This is a genomic window from Streptomyces piniterrae (assembly GCF_005048155.1).
Lineage (GTDB): Bacteria > Actinomycetota > Actinomycetes > Streptomycetales > Streptomycetaceae > Streptomyces > Streptomyces piniterrae.
The window spans coordinates 116,876-139,149 of sequence record NZ_SUMB01000015.1 but is presented as its reverse complement, the minus strand read 5'-3'; the positions used below and the strand labels follow the sequence as shown (position 1 = coordinate 139,149).

General features: G+C 71.0%; 20 protein-coding genes and 1 tRNA gene. 12 read left to right on the top strand and 9 right to left on the bottom strand.

The annotated features are described in order from the left end of the window. Positions 1 to 129: 129 nt before the first annotated feature. The 4 genes from tmk (at position 130) to FCH28_RS33600 (ending at position 7,219) form a co-directional block, all read left to right on the top strand. Positions 130 to 3,444 carry a dTMP kinase gene (tmk, locus tag FCH28_RS33615; protein WP_136744006.1) on the top strand — a complete coding sequence of 1,105 codons (3,315 nt, stop codon included), beginning with the start codon at positions 130 to 132 and terminating at the stop codon, positions 3,442 to 3,444. Between the two features lie 450 nt (positions 3,445 to 3,894). After that, entirely contained in the window at positions 3,895 to 5,172 is a 1,278-nt protein-coding gene (locus FCH28_RS33610; RefSeq protein ID WP_136744005.1) for a DNA polymerase III subunit delta', read from the top strand. A gap of 296 nt (positions 5,173 to 5,468) precedes the next feature. Continuing rightward, positions 5,469 to 7,061 carry an alpha/beta hydrolase gene (locus FCH28_RS33605; RefSeq protein ID WP_136744004.1) on the top strand — a complete coding sequence of 531 codons (1,593 nt, stop codon included), beginning with the start codon at positions 5,469 to 5,471 and terminating at the stop codon, positions 7,059 to 7,061. A gap of 84 nt (positions 7,062 to 7,145) precedes the next feature. After that, positions 7,146 to 7,219: transfer RNA gene (locus tag FCH28_RS33600), tRNA-Thr, on the top strand. A gap of 126 nt (positions 7,220 to 7,345) precedes the next feature. On the opposite strand, the gene FCH28_RS33595 is transcribed toward FCH28_RS33600, so the two are convergent. Then, positions 7,346 to 8,779, bottom strand: a complete 1,434-nt coding sequence (locus FCH28_RS33595) for a glycosyltransferase family 39 protein (RefSeq protein WP_246103445.1) — start codon at positions 8,777 to 8,779, stop codon at positions 7,346 to 7,348. Between the two features lie 857 nt (positions 8,780 to 9,636). On the opposite strand from FCH28_RS33595, the gene FCH28_RS39795 reads away from it, so the two are divergent. Both FCH28_RS39795 and FCH28_RS33585 read left to right on the top strand, forming a co-directional pair. Then, complete coding sequence (locus tag FCH28_RS39795) at positions 9,637 to 10,332, top strand: hypothetical protein (protein ID WP_187363994.1); 696 nt, start codon at positions 9,637 to 9,639, stop codon at positions 10,330 to 10,332. 125 nt (positions 10,333 to 10,457) lie between these two features. Further along, entirely contained in the window at positions 10,458 to 10,823 is a 366-nt protein-coding gene (locus FCH28_RS33585) for a hypothetical protein (RefSeq protein WP_136744002.1), read from the top strand. 483 nt (positions 10,824 to 11,306) lie between these two features. On the opposite strand, the gene FCH28_RS33580 is transcribed toward FCH28_RS33585, so the two are convergent. Then, positions 11,307 to 11,612, bottom strand: coding sequence for a hypothetical protein (locus FCH28_RS33580; RefSeq protein WP_136744001.1), 306 nt, complete (start codon positions 11,610 to 11,612; stop codon positions 11,307 to 11,309). 681 nt (positions 11,613 to 12,293) lie between these two features. Here FCH28_RS33580 and FCH28_RS33575 point away from each other — a divergent pair. From FCH28_RS33575 to FCH28_RS33550, 6 genes are all read left to right on the top strand, one after another. Further along, the gene (locus FCH28_RS33575; RefSeq protein WP_136744000.1) at positions 12,294 to 12,506 is read left to right on the top strand and encodes a hypothetical protein; all 213 of its coding nucleotides are present in this window, start codon (positions 12,294 to 12,296) and stop codon (positions 12,504 to 12,506) included. Between the two features lie 368 nt (positions 12,507 to 12,874). Beyond that, positions 12,875 to 13,585: a chaplin gene (locus tag FCH28_RS33570; protein ID WP_169314318.1), complete on the top strand. Its 711-nt coding sequence runs from the start codon at positions 12,875 to 12,877 to the stop codon at positions 13,583 to 13,585. Positions 13,586 to 14,088: 503 nt separating this feature from the next. Beyond that, positions 14,089 to 14,598 carry a hypothetical protein gene (locus FCH28_RS33565; protein WP_136743999.1) on the top strand — a complete coding sequence of 170 codons (510 nt, stop codon included), beginning with the start codon at positions 14,089 to 14,091 and terminating at the stop codon, positions 14,596 to 14,598. A 320-nt stretch (positions 14,599 to 14,918) separates the two neighbouring features. Next, positions 14,919 to 15,182 (top strand): hypothetical protein, encoded by a 264-nt coding sequence (locus tag FCH28_RS33560; RefSeq protein WP_136743998.1) that lies wholly within the window; start codon positions 14,919 to 14,921, stop codon positions 15,180 to 15,182. Positions 15,183 to 15,921: 739 nt separating this feature from the next. Continuing rightward, positions 15,922 to 16,809, top strand: coding sequence for a hypothetical protein (locus FCH28_RS33555; protein ID WP_136743997.1), 888 nt, complete (start codon positions 15,922 to 15,924; stop codon positions 16,807 to 16,809). A gap of 321 nt (positions 16,810 to 17,130) precedes the next feature. Then, entirely contained in the window at positions 17,131 to 17,406 is a 276-nt protein-coding gene (locus FCH28_RS33550) for a hypothetical protein (protein WP_136743996.1), read from the top strand. 298 nt (positions 17,407 to 17,704) lie between these two features. On the opposite strand, the gene FCH28_RS33545 is transcribed toward FCH28_RS33550, so the two are convergent. The 7 genes from FCH28_RS33545 to FCH28_RS33515 all read right to left on the bottom strand — a co-directional run bounded on the left by FCH28_RS33545 (position 17,705) and on the right by FCH28_RS33515 (position 22,151). Further along, the gene (locus FCH28_RS33545) at positions 17,705 to 18,061 is read right to left on the bottom strand and encodes a hypothetical protein (protein WP_136743995.1); all 357 of its coding nucleotides are present in this window, start codon (positions 18,059 to 18,061) and stop codon (positions 17,705 to 17,707) included. Between the two features lie 129 nt (positions 18,062 to 18,190). Beyond that, a complete protein-coding gene (locus tag FCH28_RS33540) occupies positions 18,191 to 18,472 on the bottom strand; it encodes a hypothetical protein (protein WP_136743994.1) in 282 nt (93 codons plus the stop codon). Positions 18,473 to 18,810: 338 nt separating this feature from the next. Then, positions 18,811 to 19,056 (bottom strand): hypothetical protein, encoded by a 246-nt coding sequence (locus tag FCH28_RS33535; RefSeq protein ID WP_136743993.1) that lies wholly within the window; start codon positions 19,054 to 19,056, stop codon positions 18,811 to 18,813. Between the two features lie 197 nt (positions 19,057 to 19,253). Beyond that, complete coding sequence (locus FCH28_RS33530) at positions 19,254 to 20,477, bottom strand: sensor histidine kinase (protein WP_136743992.1); 1,224 nt, start codon at positions 20,475 to 20,477, stop codon at positions 19,254 to 19,256. A 5-nt stretch (positions 20,478 to 20,482) separates the two neighbouring features. Then, positions 20,483 to 21,160 (bottom strand): two-component system response regulator CseB, encoded by a 678-nt coding sequence (gene cseB / locus FCH28_RS33525; protein ID WP_136743991.1) that lies wholly within the window; start codon positions 21,158 to 21,160, stop codon positions 20,483 to 20,485. 12 nt (positions 21,161 to 21,172) lie between these two features. Next, positions 21,173 to 21,622: a hypothetical protein gene (locus tag FCH28_RS33520; RefSeq protein ID WP_136743990.1), complete on the bottom strand. Its 450-nt coding sequence runs from the start codon at positions 21,620 to 21,622 to the stop codon at positions 21,173 to 21,175. Between the two features lie 22 nt (positions 21,623 to 21,644). Then, positions 21,645 to 22,151 (bottom strand): hypothetical protein, encoded by a 507-nt coding sequence (locus FCH28_RS33515; protein ID WP_136743989.1) that lies wholly within the window; start codon positions 22,149 to 22,151, stop codon positions 21,645 to 21,647. Positions 22,152 to 22,274: the final 123 nt, after the last annotated feature.

Here is a 22,274-nt window from a genome sequence, read left to right as displayed (position 1 = left end):
ATCTTCCGGTAGCGGCGATCGCCGCATCACCGCAGGACAAGGCGGGCAAGGCGGACACTGGTCCGTCGGGCCCGCCTGTTTGTTCGGCCAGGCGTCCGAACGTGGGCACCCTCCCGATAGGCTGGCGAGATGACGCGTGCCGAGCAGCCAACGGTCGTGACCCCCACTTCAGGCGCCCTTGCCGCGGATTCCCGCGAGCGCGCCGTGCGAGCCCTCCTGCGCTTCCCCCCGTTGAAGCGACTGTGGAGCGCCCAGTTCGTCGGGGCCATCGGCGATGCCCTGTCCATGCTTGTCCTCGTACTGCTCACCCTCCAGGCGGCGCTGTACGTACCGGTGGGCGGCCAGGCCGCCTTCGGCGGTGGCTACCGGGGGGCGGCCCTGGCGGTGGCCGTGGTCTTCGCGGCCCGGCTGCTGGCGACGCTCCTCTTCGGCGCCGTCCTGCTGGGCCCGCTGTCCGCGCTGACCGCGCCCTCCGGGCCGCTGGACCGCCGCTGGACGATGATCGGCGCCGACGGGCTGCGGCTGGCGCTGCTGGTCGTCGCCCCCCTCTGGATCGACTGGACGCCGGCCGACGCACTGGCCTGGCTGCTGGTCACGGTCTTCGTCGTCGGCGTCGCCGAGCGCTTCTGGACCGTCGCACGGGAGAGCGCGGCACCCGCCCTGCTGCCCGCGCCGCCCCCCGAGGGCGCCGCCGTGCGGCCGCTGCCCGACAACATGGACGCGCTGCGCCGGCTCTCTCTGCGCACCAGCTTCGTCGCGCTGCCGATCGCGGCCGCCGCCCTGGTGGTCATCGCGCTCGTCGGAAAGCTGCTGGGCACCGGCATCGACTGGTTCGACGGCCACCAGGCCGCCCTGGGCTCGTATGTCTCCGCCGGCCTGTTCGCCGCCTCCGTGTCGATCCTCTACTTCATCGAGTTCCCCGGCGCGCAGACGCCGCGGCCGCGCTCCCCCCTGGAGGGCCTGCGCCGGCCGAAGAACGCCAACGGCGTCGACAAGGGGCGCACCGGCGCGATCCCGCTGCTGGTGTTCGCCTGCGCGGCGACCGCCGCCGCGATCTCCGCGGCCGTCTCGCTCGCCGTTCTGCACGCCCTCGACCTCGCCGGCGGACCGGCCTCCTTCGCGCTCCTGGTGCTCGCACTGACCGGCGGCACGGCCGCCGGGATCCGTGGCGCGCGCAAGGTGCTGCCCGCGCTCTCCCGGCGCCGGCTGCTGGCCCTGGCGGTCTCCGTCACCGGCCTCGCGCTGCTGGCCATGGGCCTGGTGCCGGACCCGACGACGGTCCTGCTGCTGGCGCTGCTCGCGGGCGTCAGTGCCGGTGTCGCCGCCAACACCGGCCATGTGCTGCTGGAGCAGGAGACCGAGGAATTCCGTACCGCCCGTACGACCGAGCATCTGCACGCCGTCGTACGCATCGCGGTCGCGCTGGCCGCCATCGTCGCCCCGGTGCTGGCCGCGGTCATCGGCCCGCACCGCATCGGCGGCCGGACCTTCGAGCTGGCGCACGGCGGTGCCGCCTTCACGCTGATGCTGGTCGGCGCGCTGCTGCTGCCGGTCGCCGCCTGGGTGCTCGGCAAGGTCGACGACCGGCAGGGCGTCACACTGCGGACCGATCTCCGCGAGGCGCTGCGCGGCGGCGACGCGACGCAGGCGCCGTCCGCCACCGGCTTCTTCATCGCCCTGGAGGGCGGCGACGGCGCCGGGAAGTCCACCCAGGTCGAGGCGCTCGCGTCGTGGATCCGCGGCAAGGGCCACGAGGTCGTGGTGACCCGCGAGCCGGGCGCCACCGCCATCGGCAAGCGGCTGCGCTCGATCATCCTGGACGTCTCGACGTCCGGGCTCTCGGACCGCGCCGAGGCGCTGATGTTCGCCGCCGACCGGGCCGAACACGTCAACAGCGTCATCCGGCCCGCCCTTGAGCGCGGCGCGATCGTCATCACCGACCGGTACATCGACTCCTCCGTGGCCTACCAGGGCGCCGGGCGCAATCTCGCGCCCACGGAGATCGCGCGGATCAACCGCTGGGCCACCGGCGGACTCGTCCCGCATCTGACCGTGCTGCTGGACGTCTCCCCGGAGACCGCGCGGGAACGGTTCACCGAGGCACCGGACCGTATGGAGTCCGAGCCCGCCGAATTCCACGAGCGGGTACGGGCCGGCTTCCTGACCCTGGCCGCCGCCGACCCCGCGCGCTATCTCGTCGTGGACGCCGGGCAGGAGCCGGAGTCCGTCACCACGGTCGTACGGCACCGTCTCGACCAGGTGCTGCCGCTGTCCGAGGCCGAGGTCGAGGCACAGGCCGAGGCCCGTAGGGCGGCCGAGGAGGAAGCCCGCCGCAGGGCCGAGGAAGAGGCCGCGCGCAAGGCGGAGGAAGAGCGCCAGGAGCGTGAGCGGCAGGCCCAGCTCGCCAAGCTGCGCGCCGAGGAAGAGGAGCGCAAGCGCCGCGAGCTCGAGGAGGCCAAGGCGCGGGAGGCCGCCCGCCAGGCGGAGGAGGCGCGGCTGCGCGCCGAGGAGGCACGCCAGGCGGCGGAGGCGGAGCGCCAGCGCCGCGAGGCCGAGGAGCGGGCCCGCCAGGCCGAACAGGAGCGGCTGCGCAAGCAGGCCGAGGAGGAGGCGCGGCTGCGCGCCGAGGCGGAGGAACGCCGCCTGGAGAAGCAGCGCAAGGCGGAGGCGGCGCTGCTCCGCGCCGAACAGGCTCGGGTGGCGGCGGCCGAGGCTGCGGCGGCCGCTGAGGCGAAGGCGGCGGCAGAGGCTGCCGAGGCGGCAGATGCGCCTACGAAGGAGACGCCGGTCGCGGATCTGCGCAAGCGGGTGGGGGAGGGGGAGTCCGGGGAGTCGTCCACGGAGGCCACCGACTCCTACGGCGGCTCGGGTTCCGGTGCCGGCCCCGACTCAGGCTCCGGTTCTGGCTCCGGCTCCGCTACGGACATCGAGCGGACGGAGTCGCTGCCGCGGCCGGGTGCGCAGGGCGCCGCGGACGAGACGGCGGTGCTGCCGCCCGTACGGGACGCCCGCTTCGCCGGCCAGGACGCGGACGAGACCGCCGTCCTGCCGGCCGCACGGGACGCCGGCCAGGCCCGCCGGGACCACGGTGCGCGGGGCGACGAGCCCGCTGACCGGGTGCCGCCGTGGATGTTCCGCGAGGACGACCCGGCCGGCGCGACCGGCCCGGATCACCCGGATGACGCAGCGTCGCGGCAGCAGTCCGGCGCCGCCGGGTCGGGCGTCGAGCGGACCCGCGAACTCCCGCAGATCGACCCGGCGACGGGCCGCCCCGTGGAGCCGTCGCAGCGCAGCCGCCCCCGCCCCGAATGGGCGGAGGAGACCCCGCTGGACGACCTGCCGACGCTCGCCGACGAGCTCCTCGGCCCGCGCCCGGACGAGGACACGGACAACGGGCGCGGCGGCGAGGGAGGCCACCGAGGAGGCCGGGGACGGCGCGGTTAGGGCCGTTCGGGCCGCCCCCTGATGATCCGGCCGTGGCCGCAGCGGAAATGCTGCGGGCCCCGCCCGGTCCCCGGCCCGCGGGGGGGGCCGGGGGGGGTGGGGGGCCCCCCCCTTCGGCGCGGGCGGGGGCCGCCGCGCAACTGCGGGGCCCACGGCCGTTTCCCGGTCCGTCGGGGTGCACGGGCGGGGGCTGCGGGCCCGTTCCCCGGATTCGTTTGTCAGTGGGTTGCACCACAATGGGTCAGACGCGGGGCGTGGCGCTGCGCAGAGCGTGACGCGCGGCAGGGCGTTGCGGCCTGCGTACGGCATGACCCGCGTACGGCATGACCTGCGTACAGCACGACCTGCGGCGCGGCGTACGGCACTCGGCACGACGCAGGCACGAGCAGCACGGGCACAAGCAGCACAGGTCCGGCGCACGACGGAAACGAAGGGAACGGCGGGCAAGCGATGGCGGTATGGGACGACGTGGTCGGCCAGGACCGGGTGACGGAGCAGCTCGCCGCGGCCGCGCGCGACGCGGACGCCATCGTGGCCGCCGACAGCGCGGCGGGCGCGGCCGCCGAGGCGCCGCTCGGTGAGCCGGCGCCCGCCGGGCGGACGGGCGCGTCCCAGATGACGCACGCCTGGCTGTTCACCGGCCCGCCCGGATCCGGCAGGTCCACCGCAGCGCGCGCGTTCGCCGCCGCCCTGCAATGCGTCAGCCCCGACCGCGCTGTGTTTGATTCCCCCAATCCCACACAAGAGCGCGGCGCCCCCGGCTGCGGCTTCTGCGACGGCTGCCACACCACCCTGGTCGGCACCCACGCCGACGTCGAGATCGTCCGTACGGACCTGCTGTCCATCGGCGTCAAGGAGACCCGCGACCTGGTCCGCCGGGCCTCCCTCTCCCCGGCCGGCGGCCGCTGGCAGGTGATCGTCCTGGAGGACGCCGACCGCCTCACCGAGGGCGCCGGCAATGTGCTCCTCAAGGCCGTCGAGGAGCCCGCGCCCCGTACGGTCTGGCTGCTCTGCGCCCCCTCCATCGAGGACCTCCTGCCCACCATCCGCTCCCGCTGCCGGCACCTCACCCTCCGGACGCCTCCGGTGAGCGCCGTGGCGGATGTCCTGGTCCGCCGCGACGGCATCGAGCCGGAGGCCGCCGCCCGCGCCGCCCGCGCCACCCAGGGCCACATCGGCCGGGCCCGCCGGCTGGCCACCGACGAGCGGGCCCGCGCCCGCCGTGCCGCGGTGCTCAAGCTGCCCCTCCGCATCGACGACATCGGCGGCTGCCTCAAGGCCGCCCAGGAGCTGATCGACGCCGCGGGGGAGGACGCCAAGCAGGTCGCCGAGGAGGTCGACGCCAAGGAGACCGAGGAGTTGCGCGCCGCGCTCGGCGCCGCCGCCGGGACGGGTGGCCGGCTGCCGCGCGGCACCGCGGGCGCCATGAAGGAACTCCAGGACAAGCAGAAGCGCCGCTCCACGCGTACCCAGCGCGACAGCCTGGACCTCGCCCTGATCGACCTCACGGGCTTCTACCGCGATGTCCTCGCCGTCCAGGTGGGCGCCTCGGTGCCGCTCGCCAACGACGAGGTCCGGGACAACATCCAGCGCATCGCCGCCTCCTCGACCCCGGAGCGCACCCTCCGCCGGATAGAAGCGGTGATCGCCTGCCGTGGCGCCCTGGACCGCAATGTGGCACCCCTGCTCGCCGTCGAAGCGATGACCGCCGCCCTACGCGCCGGCTGACGCCCCTGACCTGATCCGCCCCCGACCCCGACCAGCCCCTGAAAGGATCCGATCACCCACCGCCTCCACCCCGATACGCTCCGCTAACACCCCTCGCCGCCACCACCCCTCCCACCACTCACCAGCCCCACAACTCCACGCCCCCACCCCGTCCCCCACCCCATCCCTCCTCCCCACCCCATCCCCCTGCTCTCTCCGACGCCATCGCCGCCGAAGCCACCGAAGCAGCCGACGCATCCGCTCGAAGCGCCACGCAGCAGCCGCTTCCGGGGCCGGCCGAGACCGAGGGACCACCCATGGCCACCAGCCGCCTGTTCCGCACCACCTCCGCCGCCATCGCGGCCGCCGCTCTGCTGATGTCCGGCTGCTCGTCCGGGAGTTCGTCCTCGGGCAGCGAAGCGTCTCAGGGGCACGCGACGGCCGGCCCGGGACGCACCGCCCCCAGCGGGTCCCCCGCCCTCGCGCCGCTGCCCGACGCCACCCCGGCGAACCTCCGCCCGTACTACGACCAGAAGCTCAGCTGGCACCCCTGCGGCGAGGCGGGCTTCGAGTGCGCGACGATGAAGGCACCCCTGGACTACGCCAAGCCCAGCGCGGACACGGACCTGAAACTCGCCGTGGCCCGTAAGAAGGCCACCGGACCCGGCAGCCGGATCGGCTCCCTCCTGGTCAATCCGGGCGGCCCCGGCGGCTCGGCGATCGAGTACCTCCAGCAGTACGCGCCGCAGCCGGCGGCGGTCCGTGCGCGCTACGACATGGTGGCGATCGACCCGCGCGGCGTGGGCCGCAGCGAACCGGTCAGATGCCTCGCCAACAAGCAGATGGACCGCTTCACCCAGACCGACCAGACGCCGGACGACTCCGCCGAGGTCGACAAGCTGACCACCGCCTACCGCGACTTCGCCAAGGGCTGCGAGACCCGCTCCGGCAAGGTGCTCCCGCATGTCTCCACCATCGAGGCGGCCCGGGACATGGACGTGCTGCGACAGGTCCTGGGCGACAAGAAGCTCACCTACGTAGGCGCCTCCTACGGCACCTTCCTCGGCGCGACGTACGCCGGCCTCTACCCCACCCACACCGGCCGCCTGGTCCTCGACGGCGCGATGAACCCGGAGCTCGACTCCCGCACCATCAACGTCAACCAGACCGCCGGCTTCGACACCGCCTTCAAGGCGTTCGCCGCGGACTGCATCAAGCAGCGGGACTGCCCCCTGGGCACCAAGAGCATCGAGGACGCCGGCGAGCAGCTCTCCGCCCTCTTCAAGAAGCTCGACGCGCACCCGGCCACGACCGGCGAGGCCCGCCCGCTCACCGAATCCCTGGCTACTACGGGCGTCATCGCCGCCATGTACGACGAACAGGCCTGGCCCATCCTCCGCGAGTACCTCGCCCAGGCCAAGGACGGCAACGGCCGCGGTCTGCTCACCCTCTCCGACAGCTACTACGAGCGCTCCCCGGACGGCTCGTACGCCAACCAGATGTTCGCCAACCCCGCCGTGAACTGCCTCGACCTGCCACCCGCCTTCGCCTCCCCCGACCAGGTCCGCGCAGCCCTCCCCGGCTTCCGCAAGGCCTCCCCGGTCTTCGGCGACAACTTCGCCTGGGCCGCCCTGAACTGCGCGTACTGGCCGGTCAAGGCCACCGGCGAGGCCCACCGCATCGAGGCCAAGGGCGCCGCCCCGATCGTCGTCGTCGGCACCACCCGCGACCCGGCCACCCCGTACACCTGGGCCAAGGGCCTCGCCGCCCAGCTCTCCAGTGCCACCCTCCTCACCTACGAAGGCGACGGCCACACCGCCTACGGCCGCGGCAGCGACTGCATCGACACCGCGATCAACACCTACCTCCTCGAAGGCACCACCCCACCCAAGAACAAGACCTGCCGGTGACCCACCCCACACCCGACCTCTGACCAGCCCGTAAACCGGTTACAGACCACCCCTCCACGATGTGTAGACTGGGCCGCGCACCACGCCGCCTTAGCTCAGTTGGCCAGAGCAACGCACTCGTAATGCGTAGGTCTCGGGTTCGAATCCCGAAGGCGGCTCAGTCGAAACCCCAGGTCGGAGCAGATCCGACCTGGGGTTTTTCGTTCAGCCGCGGCACCGGGGCAGAGGGATCGAAGAACGCCCCCTGCGCCGCATCGCCTCCTTCGAGAGGTGTGGGCTCCCTCTCACATGGCGGCTGACATGCCTCCTGGTCCGACTGGCCCGGGTGTGCCGAGGCGCTTGTAGACCGTCACCCTCCGGCCGCGTATCTGCTGGTCCGCCACCACCGTGAAGTACTCCTTCAGCACGGAGGTCTTCACCCTGTCCCGCTCCGCCGACACCGGCTGTGCCACCTCCGTGGCGTCCGTGACCAGCAGGATCCTTTGCTGGGTCAGCATCGCAGCCCGTATCCGGGCCGGGTCGGCCTCCACACCCTTCAGCGTTCCGGACTCCTCCGGGCCCTCCATGAGGGCTATGTCCCGGAGGCCGGTGAAGGCTTCGGGGGAGACCAGCTCGGTGTCGCGCCGTGCCGCGGGTATGAAGAGCACCGCAGCTCCGGTCTCCTTGAGTCGTCGTACGTCCGCCGCCACCGCCAGGACGTCGTCCACCCGACTGTCGGGGGAGCGCTTGGCCAGCGATTGCGGCAGCAGTGCCACCATCGCCACGGCCACCGCCACGGGGAGGATCCACATCGATGCTCTCGGGAACCGCGGTGCGGCCGCGCGTATGGCCGCACTCAGCGCCGCCCCGATCAGCAGGGCCAGCCCCAGCATGCTGAACAAGATGTACCGGTCCAGAAACAGCGGCTGGGCCAGGGAGATACCGATCAGGGCGATCTGCGGCACCGCCAGCAGCGGCAACCCGACGACCGCCGCCGAGAGTTGGCCTGCCCGTGGCCGGTCCAGTAGGGCTCCGAGGCCGCCGATCGTCAGCAGGACCGCCGGGCCGATCATCATGTGCCAGGTCAGCGGCGGTATCCAGGACACCTGCTCGGACTGTCCTCGGCTGAAAAGGATCAGCGGCAGTACGCACGCCACAGCGGCCGTCGAAGCCGCTGCCCAGCGTGTCCACACACCGCGACCGGCCCGTGTCCAGGCCAGAGTTGCCAGGTGCGCGGGCAGGATCAGCAGCGACAGCCAGTTCAGCAGCCCGCACACCAGGACCGTCCCGCCGTACGCCGCCCAGCGCATCGCCCAGCCACGGCCCTTGAGCACCGTCACCAGCAGCAGCGTGGAGATCGCGGACCCGGCGACGACCAGCGCGTACGGGCGGCCCTCTTGGAGATAGAACTGCACGGCCGGGAGCAGCCCGAACGCCAGCCCTGCCCCCAAGCCCGTCCAGGACCCGGCCAGCCGCTTGCCGATGACCGCCAGACAGCCCGCCGCCACTGCCGTTGCCAGCACGGAAGGCAGCCGCAGAGTCGTGGTGCTGGGGCCGAAAATCTCGAAGAGCCCATGCATCAGCAGGTAATAGAGCCCGTGCACGACATCGACCTGTCCCAACATGTGCCAGATCTCAGCGGCGGTCCGTCGGGCCACCTGCCAGGTGGCGGCCTCGTCGCGCCATACGCTGTGCTGCCGGGAAAGCCCCCACAGGCCGAGTGCGAAAGTCCACAACATCGGGATCAGCCAGACGGGAAGGCGGCGCCGGCAAACGGCTATGTGGGAATTCATGAAGTTGTTCAGGCTCTCGAGGTAGCGGTGCGGACCGAAGCCAGCGGCCTAGGGACATGAAGAAGGGCTACCGGACCGGTTGTTGTGTGCGGCGCGAAGCGCCGGAGCGACACGAAGTCCACGCTGACCGGGGGCGGCAGAAGGCATAGTCTGCGCTGCTCCGGAACTGATCAACAACGGTTGCCTCTGGAGATAAACAGCACTTTCCCGGAGGGGAACAGCGCTTTCCTGGAGGGGAACGGCGCCTTCCGGCTTGGTGGTTGGCAACGTCATCGGCATCCGATGGCCTTCGGTCGTATCGCCGGATCATCGGCTCTCCGTCAGCGAGTTCCGGTGTTTTCGCGCTCCGCACGGGCGCGTCCTGGCCCGCAGCATCACGTTCCGTAAGAAAGCGGCTTCTTGCGCGTTGAGCCGAGGTGGAGTCGCCGGTGTGGCCGCGGGGCAAATGGGTGACCGCGTATCAACTCCCGTGACCAGAACGGGGTGACGTCTCGTTGCTCTCCCAGGGAGTGCGGCGGGTGAATCCGCCGCGGCCGTGTCCTCGATATTTCCTGAGGGAGTGTTGCTTCTGACGCGCATGACGCGAATCAGGGGAGAAGCGATGGGGTCCGCCGTCGGCTTCGAAATGTGCCGGAGATCGGCGCTGCGAGTGTCGCGTCGGACCCGCGGAAGGCTTACTTCGTGGTCCGACACGGGGTGCGGAATGGGATGAAATCCCAGGATGGCTACTTTTGGTGTGCATATTGTTACAACAAGTAGTCAAGTCCGGTCTCCATCCACCTGGAATGAAGGATCAAGGGTTCATGCGCAAACTTCAGAAAGTCGCGATCGTCGTAGCAGCCGTCGGCTGTCTGTCCACCTTCGGTGCCGGCGTCAGCTTGGCTCACGGTGGCGGCCCGGAGGTCTCTGCATGGTCGGCGTCTGCTTCGGGGGCCAGCGCGGATGCCGGCCGTGGGCACGGCGGGTACCTGCACTCGGCTCCGGAGATGGCTCCGCAGGCTGCCCCGGCCCCGCAGATGGCGCCGCAGCCGGCCCCTCAGGCCGCTCCCCAGCCGGCCCCGCAGGCTCCGGCTCCCCAGGTGGCTCCGCAGCCGGCTCCGCAGGTTGTCGCCCCGGCCCCGCAGATGGCTCCGCAGCCGGCTCCCCAGGCCGCTCCCCAGCCGGCCCCGCAGGTCGTCCCCATCGCCCAGGCTCCGCAGGCCGCTCCGCAGCCGGCCCCGCAGGCTGCCCCGGCTCCGCAGGCCGCTCCGCAGGCCCCGGCCCAGGAGGAGGACCAGGAGGCCAAGCGCCGCCGCCACCACCACGGCAGGGGTGACGTCAAGATCGAGCAGAGCACCCAGTGCCGGTCGCACGACCTGAACGTCGACGTCCTCGGCCAGGTCGGGATCCTGAACGGCGCGCTGGGCAACGCGCTCAACGGTGAGGGCTCCCCGGGTGCGCAGCACACCAAGCAGGGCTCCAACATGGGCTGCGACAACACCGTCAAGAGCGAAAAGTAACGGGAAGGGGCCCCGGTGCCGAGCCTCAGGCCCGGCACCGGGGCCCGCTTTTCGACCCTCGTCAGCCCGGGCGCGGTCCGTTTCGCGGTGCGCGCCCGGGCATCGACCGCAAAGGAACACAACGCATGTTCAGTGGGAAGAAGCTCGTTGTCGTCTCGGGAATTCTGGGCGGCCTCGCCGTGACGTTCGCCGGTGCCACCACCCAGGCGTACGCCGGCGGGGACTCGAACGGCTGCCGCCACACGGCCCAGGGCAACACCATCTGCGAGGACAAGAGCGAGTCCGTCTACAGGACCAAGGGCGGCAAGCACGTCATCAAGCAGAACAAGAGCTGCGAGACGGTCTCCCGCCATCATGTGGTGTGGCCCCACAGCGAGTTCCTGGGCGGGGGGTACACGAAGGTGGGGCCGGTCGTGGACTGCTCCAACGATGCACGGCTGCCCAGGGGCTTCAAGATGCCCCACATCAAGAAGCCCCGTATTGGGCTCTGAACGTCAGACAGTGCATGGCCGGGCCGGATGGAAATCCGAGCCCGGCACTGCTGTGTCGGGGGGAGATGGGGGCGCGGGGGAGGGGGCGCGGGAGATGGGGCTACGGGGATGGGGCGGAGGCCGTGTGGCCGTGCGCCCGTGTTCCGTACTGGCGGGGTGTCAGTACGCCTGGTGTGACACGTGAGATGACCGCCCGGTCAACGCCTCCTGGCCTCCCGGCCTCCAGCAGGGGCATCGGTCGTCGTCCATGACGCGTGCTCAGCACGGCGGATCCGCGAGGTCGGGGGAATTCCTCCGGCCGGTGTGAGGCCCGTGGAGGCTCAAACGTCGCCCGTGATCCGGACGGGCGGGGATCCGGCCGCCCGGAGCGGCCCGGCCCGGCCCGGCCTGGTCACTCGAGGGCCGACCCACTGGAAAAAGGCATGAATGAGCCCCGGCGCCCGAGCTTGTGGCTCGGACGCCGGGGCCTGTTTCCGTTTTCCGTTACTTGTCGCCGCCGACGGAGTTGTCGCAGCCCATGGTCGAACCCAGGTGGGTGGACTGCGCGCCCGGAGAGCCCTCGCCGCCGAGCAGGTTGCCGGCCAGGCCGTTCAAGACCCCGACCTCGCCGAGGACGTCGACGTTCGTGTCATGTGACCTGCACGAGCTGCCCTGCGTGATGGTGATGTCACCGCCACCCTTCTTGCCGCCCTTGCCGCCGTGACCGTCGGCGGTGGCGGTACCGGCGCCGAGGATGCCGACGCTGGCGAGGACGGCGGCCACGAGGGCGGCCTTGTGAAGCTTGCGCATTTCTTCTCCGGTGGTAGCGCGGATGCGATCTGTAACCGATCGCCTTCGTACAGTTACGGACGCTAATACGAAATGTCCCGAAGTCGCACAGCGACGCGCCGGATAGTAGGATCAAAAATTTGGCGTCAACACGGAAGTCGCCCCGCCCCCCGGGCAGTTCAGAACGTCGACGGGCGGGAACCGGAGCAGGTGGTACGCGGTGAACCACCTGTTCGGCCGCATCGCACACGAATGGTTCGGCCGCGCACCCCTCGGCCGGGGCCGCGGCCGCGTCCCGGGGCGCCTCCGCCCGTGCCGGCGTCGCCGCTGACGGGGTTGCGCCCCTTGGGTCTCCGGCGGCTGAGGTCAGACCCGTCCGTCAAGGGGCGACGCCGCCGTCCTGGGGCGCAACACTTCGCGAAAACCGGAGATTTGGGTGGCCGGGTGCCCAGCGGCGAGGCTCGGGCGGGGCCGCCCGCACCCGCGCTCAGGGGCAAGCGGCGCGAGTAGTGGTTCGTCGACGTTCGCCCGCGTCCTTTCCGGCCCCCGTCACCTCCGCGACGCCAGAACGTCCCCGCGTGTCACGCAGCTGCGTGATGCCTTCGGGCTGTCGGCGAGCCGCACCTCGTGCGTTCGCGCACGGGTGCAAGGGTGGCCTGCGCAAGCAGCACACCCACGACACAAAGTGAAGTAGGAGCCGCCATGCGCCGTGCACTCGCCACCGTCGTCGGAGCCCTCGCTCTCACCGGGGCCCTCTCCGTCCCCGCCCACGCCGACGACATCGGTGCCCCCGTCCACGCCGACAAACCCGTTACGGGCATCGCCGGTGTCCTCGGCCACCCCGTGAAGGCCGCCTCCGACATCGCCGGGCTGCGCTTCGGTGAGCTGCCGTGGCCGGTGCCCAGCCAGCGCTGATCATTCGATCGCGGTCGTGCACCGGCCGGGGTGTGTCCGCGAGGGCGGGCGGGTCCGTGGTGCGGGGCGGCCGGTGCCTCCGGCTGGGGCGGACGGGAGAATGTGCGGCGTTTTCGATTCGGTTTCCCTCTCGGTGGACCGCTGCGATAGCGCCGGACGTCCCGGAGGTGATCGCTATCGAGAAGATCTCTCCATAGCGTTGAGAAGATCTCTCCATAAAACCGGAAATAGCATCACTCCTCTGCCGAGTAACGCACTGCACCGAGCCGAGAGAGTGATCGAAATGCCGGATTCGTAGCCTTCCTCCTTCGGTGTCGTTGAGACTTGTGCGGTCCGCGGCCGTGACCGCACCGCCAAGGAGGAGTCACATGATCAAAAAGGTCATTGCCGCTTCGGCTGCCACCGGCGGCCTGCTGCTCGCGAGCGCGGGCACGACCGTTGCCGACACCGGTGCCCAGGGCGCCGCCGTCGGCTCTCCCGGAGTCGTGTCCGGCAATGTGCTTCAGGTGCCGATTCACATCCCGATCAACGCCTGTGGCAACACGGTCAACATCATCGGGGCGCTCAACCCCGCCCTCCGGAACCGCTGCGCCAACATCGGCGGCCACGGCCACCACGGCCATGGCAAGGGCAGACCGCACGCCCAGGGTCTGGCCGCCGGCTCCCCGGGAGTCCTGTCCGGGAACCTGGCTCAGATTCCGGTGCATGTGCCGGTGAACGTGTGCGGCAACTCGGGTAATGGCATCGGAGTGCTCAACCCCACCTTCGGCAACCGCTGCGCCAACGTCGAGGGATCGGGCCACAAGGGCAAGGGGCACCGCCACCACCACCAGTCGTTGCCCCAGAAGCCGGAGCAGCAGCACGACAAGCCGGTGCATCGCCACCGTCCGCCGTCGGCTCCGGTCCACAAGGCTGAGGTGACGCACCACCGTCACCAGGAGGCCGCGTCTCCCGCTCTCCCCGAGCTGGCACGCACCGGTTCGGAAAGGGTCAGTCTGGCGATTCCGCTCAGCGCCGGGCTGATGGTGGGCGGCATCCTGCTCTACCGCCGGGGCCGCCGCGCCGCCGCCCGCAGCTGAAGGTAGTGGGCAGCGACAGCTGTTCGCGGCTGTCACTTCGTCACGTATGAATGTGGGGCCCGGTGGTCGCCGGGTCCCACACTCATACGAGGCCCTGCCTTGATCGGGGCGTCAGGGCTGAACGTTGGGAATTATCAGCGGTGTTGGGCGATGGCCGGTTCCCGCCGCGGTACTGGCCTGTGTGGGAAGTGACGGCTGTACGCGCGCTCGCGTAGTAACCGGGCGGATATCGCCGGCTGTTGTGAAGGTACGGCGGCCAACACCCCAAAGGATTCAGGTCAGTCGGCAAACGGGTGACCCGGTGCCGGCTCCCGTGACTGGATCAGCGCAGATCCCGTTGCCCTTGGGAGAGAACAGCGAAAGCGAACGAAGGCGAATGGGCCCGTGGGCCGTCCGAAGCCGGATACGCAGGGTGTGAAGGACCAGGACCACCACTGCTGGCGCACACGAGACAGCAATAAGTAATTCAGATTTCCATGTACAGGTAATGAAGGGCCGAGTCCATGCGCAAGCTTCAGCAGGTCGCGCTCGTCTTCGCAGCGGCCGGTGGTCTGTCCGCCGCCAGTGCCGGCGCCAGCTATGCCGACGCCCCCGTCGGATACGGCGGTGCCGCCGCGCCCCCTGTTCCGCAGCAGTCCGGCTCGCCAGACACCCCCCAGGCCGCCGCCTGGACCGCTTCGCAGGCCACCTCGCACACTTCCGGCTCGCACCACGGCCAGCAGCAGGCCGCCCCCCAGGCTGCTCCGGCCCCCGGCCCGGAGCGGGCCCCGGAGGTCTCCCCGCAGGTCAACCCGCAGCTCAACCCGGATCTCTCCCCGCAGATCACCAACCCCCCGAAGTCGGGCCCGGGTGACCAGAGCGGCCTCTTCCGTCCGTACCAGGAGTGCAGCCCGCAGACGCTGCTCAACTTCGACCTGCCGGTCGGCCTGCTCGGCGCTGCGCAGTCCTTCGGTACCGCCTGCACCCAGGAGAACACTCAGGCCAACGCCTTCGCCAGCTCCAGCTCCAGGTAAGAGCCGCTGGGCCGCCACGCGCGACGCGCGCCGCGGGCCCTTCGGGGGTGATCCCCCCGAAGGGCCCGTTTGCGTGCGTGCGGCGAATTCATCGAGGGTGCCGTCGAACTGGTGGTGCGTCACGGGGCATCCGCGCCGGTTTCGGCCGGTCGAGGGGCCGGCCTGATGGGCGTGCGGGGCGCCTGCCGGGCCGACACCCGCTCGGCGGTCGGACCCGGCGCGTCGTTGAGCGGCCGGGGGGATATTTCGTATTAGCCTCCCGTAACTGTACGAACTCGATCAAATACCGATCGAATCCGCTCGAATCCACCGGAGACGAAATGCGCAAGCTTCACAAGGCTGCCGTCGTGGCCGCCGTCCTCGGCAGCGTCGGCTTCCTCGGCGCCGGCACGGCCAATGCCCACGGCGGCGTCGGCATCAGTCAAGGCTCGTCGTGTAGGTCGCACGACCTGAACGTTGACGTCCTCGGCGAGGTCGGAATCCTCAATGGCGTCCTGGGCAGTGCGCTCAACGGCGAGGGCTCCCCGGGTGCGCAGGTTACCCACATGGGCTCGACCATGGGCTGCAACAACAGCGCTCTCTGAGCGCCGTAGGTAGGCGAAAGGGGTCCCGGCACCGGAGCCGCAAGCCCGGTGGCGGGACCCGTTTTCGAACTTTTCAAGCGTCAGGGCCCCATGCACAAGGCCGATATCCGAGGCTGACGGATGCATGGGGCCGTGGCGGTCGGCCGTTCCGTGATGCCCCCGGGCCGCTGATCGCCACCGCCCCCCGACACCGCTGTCGAGGGGGCGAATTCCGCGCGTCGCCGCGCTTTCTCCGGCCGTCGGGCCGTCGAGTCCGCGGATGATCGGACCGGGTTTTCCGGGAGTACGCGCCACCTTGGGCGACGACTTGGGGCGTCGCCCTCTTTACGGCTGAGCCGTCACCAACAGCCGATATCGGGTCGGCAAATGGGTGACCGCGCAGGGGTTCCCGTGACCGGGCCGGGGGAAATCCCGTTGCCCCTTGGGAGAGAACAGCGAATGGGCCCGTGGGTTGCCGCCGGGAAGTGCTACTCCCCGGCACCGGGGCGGCCCGCGGCGAGCACGCCGGCAATGTTGTCCGACGCGAATCCGAGGAGGGGCGATGTGATCTGCCGTCGGCTTCGAGGAGCGTTGGAGGGCGGCGCCGTGAGTGCCGTCGCGGGCCTGCGGAAGCTTCCGCCGTGGTTCGTCACGGGGGTGCGCAGGGTGTGAAACCCCAGGATTACCACTGTTGGCGCGCACAGGACAGAAAAAAGTAATTCAGATTTCCATGTACAGGTAATGAAGGGCCGAGGGTTCCATGCGCAAGCTTCACAAGGCCATGCTCGTCGTCGCAGCCGCCGGCGGTCTGTCCGCCATCGGCGCCGGCGTCAGTCATGCCGACGCTCCCGTGGGCTACAACGGTGCGGCCCCGCCCCCGCTTCCGCAGCAGCCGGTCCAGCAGGCGGCTCCGGCCCCTGTCGCGCAGCAGCCGGCCCCGCAGGCGGCTCCGCCCGCCTATGTCCAGCAGCAGCCGGCCCCGCAACCGGTCGCTTACCAGCCGGCTCCGGCCCCTGTCGCGCAGCAGCCGGCCCCGCAACCGGTCGCTTACCAGCCGGCTCCGGCTCCTGTCGCGCAGCAGCCGGCCCCGCAGGCGGCACCCCCTGCCCCGCCGGCTCCGGCTCCGGCTCCGGCGCCCGCCCCGCAGCAGCCCGCCCCGCAGGCGGCACCCCCGGCTCCCCCCGCTCCGCCGGCTCCGGCTCCTGCTCCGGCCCCCGCTCCGCAGCAGCCGGCCCCGCAGTCCGCTCCGGCTCCCGTCCAGGAGCACGCCGCCCCCCATCACGCCACTGCGTCGGCCTCTTCGCAGGGCGCCTCCCGTGCCGCCGTCTCGCATCACGCTCCGCAGCAGTCCGCTCCGCAGGCGGCTGCCCCGGCGCCGGCTCAGCAGTCGGTCCCGCAGGTGGTCCCGCAGGTGACGCCGCAGGCCGCCCCGCAGGTGACTCCGCAGGTCGCCCCGCAGGTCGCCGTTCCGGAGCTCCCCCACAAGACCGTCCCGCACGCCGCCCCGCAGGTCAGCCCCCAGATCAACCCGACCGTCAACCCGCTGGTGAACCCGCTGATCGCCCCGGGCCAGCAGCTCTCCCCGGTCGGGCTCGGGCGGCTCGCGGCGTCTCCGGTGGGACAGCTTGATCTGCCCGGCGTCGGCTGACCGTTCGAGGACGGTCCGGAACGGCCCCCGCCCCCGGCGCGCGGTAGGAGCGGAGGCGGGGCCCGCTCCGGCCGCCATCGGCCGTCCGGCGGTGCCGGCGGGAGCCGTTCCGGCGGGCCCGCCGCAACCGTCCGGTCCCACCCCCGAGGCCCGGGGCGTCATCGGCGCCCGGCCGCGGGGCGTCGCCGCCCGTTCCGGCCCGTCCACGCGGTGCCGGGCGGTGCGGGGCGTTTCATCTTGGGCTCCCGTCATCTGGGCTCCCGCCACCGATAAGAAGTCGATCTGATTCGGATCGCATCCGCTCAATCACCCGGAGAAGAAATGCGCAAGCTTCACAAGGCTGCCGTGATGGCCGCCGTCCTCGGCAGCGTCGGCGGTCTCGGGGTCGGCACCGCAGCCGCCCACGGCGAGCCGGGCCACGACGTCGACGTCAAGCAGGCGACCCACTGCAAGTCGCACGATATGAACGTCGACGTGCTCGGGGCGGTCGGGGTTCTCAACGGCACGCTGGGCAACGCGGTCAACGGCGAGGGCAGCCCGGGTGCGCAGCCCAGCCAGCTCGGCTCGAAGATGAGCTGCGACAACCACGCTTTCTGAGCGTCGGGCAGTCACGTAGCCAACCGAAAGGGGTCCCGGCGTCCGAGCCACAGGCTCGGCGCCGGGGCCCCTTTGTGTTTATGGCCTTCTTCGGCTCTATGGCCTTCTCCGGGCCGGGTGGCTTTTCTCGGGCTCCGCATCCCGTACGGGCGGGCGTGCAAACGGCGGATGGCCGGCCGGGGGTCGACCCGGTCTGGCCATCCGCCGTTCGAGAGGTTCTGGCCGGGCCTCGTCCGGTCGTGACCGGCGAGGCGGGTAAGGCGGGCAAGGCGTACGAGGGTGGTTCAGGCTCCGGGGATCAGAACCCGTTCTCCTGGGGAAGCTGGCCTGGATTCTGCTGGTTCTGGGCCTGGGCCTGGGTCGCCGGGTTCCTGTTGCTACAGGTGAGTTGGGGCCCGATCTGCGTGGCACCCCTGTTCAGCAGGCCACCTGCGGGCATCGCCACGGGCTTCGTACCCAAACAGTCCTGCGACTGGTTGACCTTGAGGCTGCCGTCCGGACTGGCGTAGCCGCTGTTGTTCTGGATGCAGGTCTGGAAGTAGGGAGAGCAACTGGCCGTGGCTTCTCCGGCGTTCGCCTGGTTGGCGCCGGCGAACGTCATGGCGATGCCGCCCAGGAGTCCCGAGACGACTGCGATCTTCTTCCCACTGAACATGTGCTGTTCCTTTGTGATCGATGCCCGGGCGCCATGCACCGAGAACCGGCCCGCGCCCGGGCCTAGAGAAGGGGCAGAAAACGGGCCCCGGTGCCGGGCCTGTGGCTCGGACACCGGGACCCCATTCGGTTACTTGTCCTCGCCGCCGCTGACGGCGTTGTTGCAGCCCATGTCCGAGCCCTGGTGGGTCTGCTGCGCACCCGGCGAGCCCTCGCCGTTGAGCGCGCTGCCCAGCAGGCCGTTGACGAGCCCGACCTCGCCAAGGACGTTGACGTTCAGGTCGTGCGACCGGCACTGGCTGGCCTGACCGACGTTGAGGTTGCCGCCGTCGGCGTGGGCGGTGCCGGCGCCGAGGATCCCGATGCTGCTGAGCGTGGCGACCACCACGGCAGCCTTGTGAAGCTTGCGCATTTCTTCTCCGGTGGATTGATAGGAAGCAACCCGTTATGGATCGACTTCGGACAGTTACTGAAAGCTAATACGAAATGTCCTGAAGTCGCGCCACGACGCGCCGGATGGTATGACCATGGCCAATGGGCGACGACCCGGGAGTTTCCCGGGTCCTGGGCAGGTCAGGGCCTTGGTGGGCCCGGCCGGACGGGCGCTTCCCCGGTGAATCGCAGGCGGTGAACCACCTGTTTGGCCGCGCCGGGTGCGACCCGTTCGGCAGGTCATACGCAAACGGGCCCTCCGAGGGATCCCCTCGAAGGGCCCGCGACACTTGTCGCGTGCGGCTTCCCCCGGCGGTGTTACCCGTTGAAGGCGCGGTTGAACTGATCGCAGGTCGTGCCGAACGTCTGGGGTACGGCGAGCACGCCGATCGGGAAGTTGATGTCGGAGAACGTCTGAGGACTGCACTCCTGGTACGGACGGAAGATCTCCTTCACCTTCGGTCCGCCATCGTGGGCGTAGGCGGTGCCGGCGCCGGCACCGACGGCGGACAGGCCGCCAGCTGCTGCGGCGGCGACGATCACGACCTGCTGAAGCTTGCGCATGGAACCCTCGGCCCTTCGATACCTGTGCATAGAGGCCTGATTGCCTTCTGTGACCGAATAAACACTAGCAGTAGTCGTCTTGGGGGTTCCAGCTGTGTGACCTGTGTCGAAGCGCGGCTCCCCATGCGGGCGCGATGCCGGTTCGGCCGTCTTGTGTCAACTCGCCTGGCTCGCCCGATAGTTGCTGCTGTGTCCGGTCAGCAGTCCGGTGGCGATCCCGCCGCGCCCGGGCCGAGGTCGAGGGTCGCCTGAGCGCCGCCCTCCGTGGGGTTTTCGTACCGCACTTCGGCGCCCAGCACGCGGGCTTGGCCGTCGACGATGGTCAGGCCCAGGCCGATGCCGGTGCCGCGTTCGCGGGCGCCGGTGCGGAAGCGTTGGGGTCCTTGGGCCAGCAAGTCCTCGGGAAAGCCGGGGCCCTGGTCCCGTACGCGTACCGCTGCGCCGTCGGCCTCCACCACGACCGGTGGGGCACCGTGGCGATGGGCGTTGGTGATGAGGTTGGCGAGGATGCGTTCCACGCGGCGGGGATCGGTTTCGACGACGGCTTCGTGCACCACCCGCACCTCGACGTCGCCGCCTGCCAGGCCGGCCGCCCGCTGGGCCAGGGCGCTCAGTTGGACCTCCTCGCGCTGCGCCCGCTCGACGCCCGGCACATCCAGGCGGGCCACCTCCAGGACGTCCTCCACCAGGTTGCGCAGGGTGTCCACGCCGCCGCGGACCAGCTCGGTCGGGCGGCCGGGGGGCAGCAGGCCGACCGCGGTGACCAAACCGGCGACGGGGGTGCGCAGTTCATGGGCGATGTCGGCGGTGACGCGGCGTTCGGCCTCCAGGCGGGCGCTCAGAGCGTCGGCCATCGTGTTGACGGCGGCGCCGAGCCGGGCGATCTCGTCGTTCCCTCTGGGCCGGACCCGGGCGGTCAGGTCGCCGTCCGCGATGCGCTGCGCGGTGCGTGCGGAGGCGCCGATCCGCCGCCCCAGACCGATCGCCACGACGGTGCCCAGCACACAGCCGAGCGCGGTGACGGTCGCGCCGGAGCCGAGCAACACCCGGTCGAGATCGGCGAGGGCGCGGGCCTGGGGAGCGTAGGAGCGCCGGAGGGCGATGATGTCGCCGTCGCTGCGGGTGGCGGCCCACATGACGGGGGCGGCGGACCCTTTCGGGTCGCCGAGGTAGGTGGCGCGCACGGGGCGGTCGGTGACCGCCTCGCGGAGTGCGGTGGGCAGGTCCGGCGGGTTGATCAGGGCACCGGTGTCCGTACCCGAGGCGTATTCGCTGACCGCGTCGACGAGTTTCGCGTCGATCGCGCGGGCGGCGTTCGCCCGCTGGTCCTCGGCGGTGCGTTGGTGCACCAGCAGCCCGATGAGCGTGGCGACGAGCGCGGTTCCGGCGACGACCAGGGCGGTTGTGGTGCGCAGTCCCATGGCGGTCAGCGGGCGAGCTTGTAGCCGAAGCCGCGGACGGTCTCGATGCGGTCGCGGCCGATCTTGGCGCGGAGCCGTTGCACATGGACGTCGACGACACGGGTGTCGCCGCCCCAGGCGTAGTCCCACACCCGCTCCAGCAGTGTGCTCCGGGAGAGCACCACGCCCGGTTCGGCCGCGAACTCCAGCACCAGTTTGCGTTCGGTGGGGGTGAGTTCGAGCAGCCGGCCGTCCCGGCGGACCTCCATGGACGCGGTGTTCACGGTGAGATCGCCGAAGTGGAGCAGCGGCTCCGCCACTTGCGGGAGGTCCTGGGCGAAGTCCGCCGCCCGGCGCAGCGCCGAGCGGATACGGGCCACGAGTACCGGGATGTCGTACGGCTTGGTGAGGTAGTCGTCGGCGCCCGCCTCCAGACCGAGGACGACGTCCACCGGGTCGGTGCGGGCGGAGATCATCAGCACCGGCAGCCGGCTCTCCTCGCGGATGCGGCGGACCAGGCTGACCCCGTCGAGATGGGGCAGCATGACGTCCAGGACGGCGACATCGGGCGCGCGGTCCTGGAACTGGGCCAGCCCGGCGCGGCCGTCGGAGGCCGTGCGCACCTGGTATCCGTAGCGTTCCAGGGACAGTTGGGTGGCCTCACGGAGCAGCGCGTCGTCCTCCACGAGCAGCACATCGGTCATCGCTGGTGGTTCCTAAGGCTCGGGGACCGGCAGGGGGACGTCGCGCAGATCTTCCCCCGAGTCGGCGGGCGGGAGGTGGGAGGACCGTACGGTGGCGCGGGTGTAATAGGAGACGTTCTCCTGACGCTCCAGGCGGCTGAGCTCAAGGGTCGCCGGGTACGGGGAGTCGGTGCACTTGGGAATGCACCAGTTGCCGCTCAGCTTTCCGGTGGCGACGGCCTTGGGCTTGCCCCAGGATCGCCAGCGCAGCCGGGTGAGCGTGGTGAACTCGGTGAGGCCGATGGCCGTGGGACGGCGCAGCGGGTGGCCCAGGGTGTCGGAGACGTAGACCGGCCCGGTGGCCTGGGTGGGCTTGGGGGCCGGGCCCTCGACGTGCAGCCGTTCGGGGCCGCCGCAGCCGGCGGTGCCCACGGCCGTCAGCGTCAGCGCGATGACGGTGGCCACGGCCGTGGGCTTGCTCATCGGGACTCTGGTCTCTTTCGCGTCAGCTGGTGGCGAGCGGGCGCTTGCCCTGCAGATCCTCGGAATCGTACGTGCCGGGCTTCCCGTCGAGCTTCAGGGTGAAGGCGGAGAAGACCTTCCTGCCGTTGACGGTCTTGGGGTCGGAGAGCGTGATGGTCGCCTTCAGCGGCTTGTCGAGGCAGGTGTCGAGGCACCAGTGGCCGGTGACCTTTCCGGTGCCGACGGCCTGCTTGGCGCCCCACTTCTGCCAGGTCACGTCGTGGATCGCGGTGAACTCGGAGAGGACCAGGTGCTGGGGGCTGCGCTCGGCGCGGCCCTTGTCGGCGTTCTCCTCGCCGTAGTGGTTGATGACGTACGGGGTGGTGTTCGTACGGGCGGTGCCGGCGGCGGGGGCGGTGTGTCCCGGGGCGGCGCCGGCGACCTGGGCGGTGGCGAACAGACCGAGGGCGGCGACGCCGGCCAGACCTGCCGCGAGGGCGGTCCTCTTGCGGCGGGTGAGGGGGGAGGGGCGGGTGTGGGTGGGGTTCATGGCTCTGGCTCCCGTTTCGTGGTCGTCCGCCGGGGTGCTGTTCGGTCGGTGGTGCGTGCTGCCCGGTCGGCGGGACAGAAGCTATGAGGGACGCTTCTCGGTGGCCTGTCAGCCGTGTAACAG